The sequence below is a fragment of the Kaistella sp. genome (assembly GCF_049588135.1).
GTDB lineage: Bacteria > Bacteroidota > Bacteroidia > Flavobacteriales > Weeksellaceae > Kaistella.
The window spans coordinates 1-3,465 of record NZ_JBAVFG010000022.1; the positions used below are offsets into that span (position 1 = coordinate 1).

The 3,465-nt window shown below is 34.6% G+C and carries 3 protein-coding genes and 2 tRNA genes; 2 read left to right on the plus strand and 3 right to left on the minus strand.

Translation table 11 applies throughout. The annotated features are described in order from the left end of the window. Nucleotides 1-83: 83 nt before the first annotated feature. Nucleotides 84-155, plus strand: a tRNA-Arg gene (locus WBY99_RS01360). Nucleotides 156-195: 40 nt separating this feature from the next. Here the strand turns inward: WBY99_RS01360 and WBY99_RS01365 are convergent. Beyond that, nucleotides 196-1,206, minus strand: a complete 1,011-nt coding sequence (locus WBY99_RS01365) for a M28 family metallopeptidase (protein ID WP_423974553.1) — start codon at nt 1,204-1,206, stop codon at nt 196-198. 283 nt (nt 1,207-1,489) lie between these two features. On the opposite strand from WBY99_RS01365, the gene WBY99_RS01370 reads away from it, so the two are divergent. Next, complete coding sequence (locus WBY99_RS01370) at nt 1,490-2,473, plus strand: lipoate--protein ligase (protein WP_423974554.1); 984 nt, start codon at nt 1,490-1,492, stop codon at nt 2,471-2,473. 98 nt (nt 2,474-2,571) lie between these two features. Here WBY99_RS01370 and WBY99_RS01375 read toward each other — a convergent pair. Both WBY99_RS01375 and WBY99_RS01380 read right to left on the minus strand, forming a co-directional pair. Continuing rightward, nucleotides 2,572-2,656 (minus strand) — tRNA-Leu (locus WBY99_RS01375). A 370-nt stretch (nt 2,657-3,026) separates the two neighbouring features. Further along, a complete protein-coding gene (locus tag WBY99_RS01380; protein WP_423974555.1) occupies nt 3,027-3,461 on the minus strand; it encodes a cold shock domain-containing protein in 435 nt (144 codons plus the stop codon). Nucleotides 3,462-3,465: the final 4 nt, after the last annotated feature.

Genomic DNA, 3,465 nt, shown 5'->3' on the forward strand with positions numbered 1-3,465 from the left:
CTTTTTGGGTAGATACTTTTCAGAATATTTCGAAAACGAATGCAATATTCTAAAGAAGAAATCCTAAATTTGAATTCATTTCTGGCTTCATAGTTCAACGGATAGAACAAAAGTTTCCTAAACTTTAGATCCGGGTTCGATTCCCGGTGAAGCTACTTTCTTGATGAGTAATGAGTAATTTACGACCCATTATACTTATTTCTTATCCACCACAATTCTGTCTTTTCTATTCGCCAATTCCCATGCGGTTGCGAATACCAATTGCGTTCGTTTTCTCAAAGCAACATAATCGATTTTATCTGGCGTATCACTTGGTTTATGATAATCTTCGTGAATTCCATCAAAATAAAAAATCACTGGAACCCCATTTTTGGCAAAGTTGTAATGATCTGATCGATAGTACAATCGGTCTTTATCATTCGGATCATCGTATTTGTAATTCAGTTCTAAATTGACGGTTTCTTTATTTGCCTGTTCATTAATTTTCTTTAATTCAGAACTCAACATTTCCGAACCGATTACATATACGTAATCTTTTCCGCAGTTAGCTGCATCACATCTTCCAATCATATCGATATTTAAATCTACCATTGTATTTGCCATTGGGAAAATCGGGTGATCTGCATAATATTTCGAGCCTAAAAGTCCATGTTCTTCTCCCGTAACATGTAAAAATAAAATCGACCGTTTCGGACCATTTCCAGATTTTTTAGCCATTTGAAACGCTTTCGCTATTTCCAGAACAGCAACTGTTCCACTTCCGTCATCATCGGCTCCGTTATAAATTTCTCCATTTTTCATTCCGATATGATCGTAGTGGGCAGAAATCACAATAATTTCTTCTGGTTTTTCTGAACCTTCGATAAAGGCTAAAATATTTTCTGATTCTGGCAAATTCCCTCTTCTTCCACTTAAGGCTTCTTTCGGGATAATCTGGTAATAAGAAGACATTGATTTCGGATGAAAAATTCCCATTTTCTGATATTGTTCAATCAAATATTTTCCGGCTTTTTTCTGACCTTCACTTCCCGTATCTCGTCCTTCCATTTCATCTGAAGCAACAATATAAAGATTCGTTTTCAATTCATCAGAGGTAATCGATTCATACGATTTTTTAAACGGCGAACCCGAATAAGAAAGATTGGCGGCACAACTTTGTAAAAGTACAAATGCAAGTGGAAGTAATAAATACTTAGAGTTTTTCATGTGTATATTTTTTTGGAAAGTTAAATATAGGTTTAATTTTTAAATCAACCATTCTTATTTAGGCAGATATTTCAGTCCTCCGTTCTTACTATTTTCTCCTCCGTTTTTCCCTCGCAAAAAAAATAAATTTCATTCTGGTCGGGTACTGATGAAATTTTTTCAACAATGCCGTTCAAAACCAATTCTTTCGCACTAGAATGTTTCACTTAGCCTTCCATTGCTCAATTCTGTAATTGTTATCTTTTATAAAAAAAACACTTATTTTTGCAGGAAAGAACCAATTATGCTGCTTATCGATTCGCCGTCTCAGAATGCTTATTTTAATATCGCCTCCGAAGAATATTTACTCAAGCATTTTCCGACCGAGGATATATTTCTGTTATATGTAAATGCTCCCTCCATTATTGTGGGAAAATTTCAGAATACTTTGGCAGAAATAAATTTGGATTATGTAAACGAAAAAAACATCAAAGTCGTGCGGCGCATGTCTGGTGGCGGAACAGTATATCATGATTCTGGCAACCTGAATTTTTCCTTTCATACCCTTCTGGGTCAACATGATTTCATGGATTTTTCTATTTTTACGCAACCAGTTCTTACACTGCTGAATGCTCACGGTGTTCCTGCCGTATTACAAGGTCGCAACGATTTACTGGTAGATGGTAAAAAATTCAGTGGTAATGCTAAGCTCGCTAGACATGGCAAAATGATTCAACATGGCACCATTCTCTTGAATTCGGAAATGGAAGTATTGGGAGAAGCCCTGAAAGTAAACCCCCTTAAATTCATTGATAAAGCCATAAAATCCAATCGCTCACGCGTAACAAACCTCATCGACTATTTACCGAAAGATACAACAACCAACGAACTAAAACAGTGGCTTACAGAAGAAATTATAAAAAATAATCCTACTGCACAACGCTATGAATTTACCGAAGAAGATTTAGATGGGATTGAAAAACTAATGACCGAAAAATATGAAACTTGGGATTGGAATTTCGGATTTTCACCGAACTACAATTTTAAGAAAGCAATAAAAATACCCGCGGGGTTTATTGAAGTCCATTTGGATGTGGTACATGGTATTATTGAAAAAACGAAAATTTTCGGTGACTTTTTTGCATCAAAACCCATTGAATTATTAGAAGAGCAGCTCATCGGTCAGAAACATGAAATCATTAATTTGGAGCATATCTTATCTTCTTTAAACTTAACCGAATTTTTCGGAAAGGTAACCCTAGAAGAGATTTTGGAAGGATTTAAATAATGCTGGAATATTTTTTTCAGGCTAAATTTATCGAGGTATTCAAAAGTTCAAAAAAAACATAAAAAAAACCTCTGTTAATCAATGATTACAGAGGTTTTTGGTACCCGGTGCCGGAATCGAACCGGCACATCTTGCGATACTAGAGTTTGAGTCTAGCGCGTCTACCAATTCCGCCAACCGGGCTTTTTTTAATTGGTGTGCAAATATAGAATTATTTTTTATTTAAGCAAAATTATTTGCTGATTTTTTTTCATCACTTTACCCAAGAGCAAATAAATTGGGTTGTAAATATTTTAAACAACAGACCACGAAAAAGATTTGTCTTTAAATCGTCCAATGAAGTACTCGCACAAAAACTGAACAAAAGCGATAATGTTGTATTTATAACTTGAATCTGCCATTAATAAAAAACTCTTCTTTAATAATATGCAAAAGTTGAAGTGAGAAGATTAAATTAGAGACTAAATAAAAAAGCTCCTTTCGTAGCTAATCATGATCGGAAGATTTTCTTCCGACCATGACTACTTCTTTCGAAGCTTTTTTTATTTGAGATTTACTTGACTACTTTGATGTCTATCGCAGAAAGTCCTTTTGGAGATTTTTCAATTTCAAAGGAAACTTTATTACCTTTCTTTACCATTTCTTCACAATTATTGCTGTGGAAAAAAATGTTTTCTTTGTTTTTATCTTCGGTAATAAAACCATACCCTTTTTCACTTAAAAAAGTAATGATTCCTGATTTTATAGGGTTTTCAGCTTCAATTGGAGCTGCACCTAACTGAATGTTGTCCAGTTCAATATTGTTTTCATTGTTTCTATCAGGAGGCGTGCTTGTAAATTGCCCGTTGATATCGACGTACATAATCATGTCGTCTAAACCTTTTCCTTTATCATTGCTTTCTTTGCGCTCCTCACGGCGCATCGCTTTTTCTTTTTGCTTCTGAAGTTTTTTCTTAAAGTTTTCTTTTTTGGAGAAAGAATCCGCCATATAT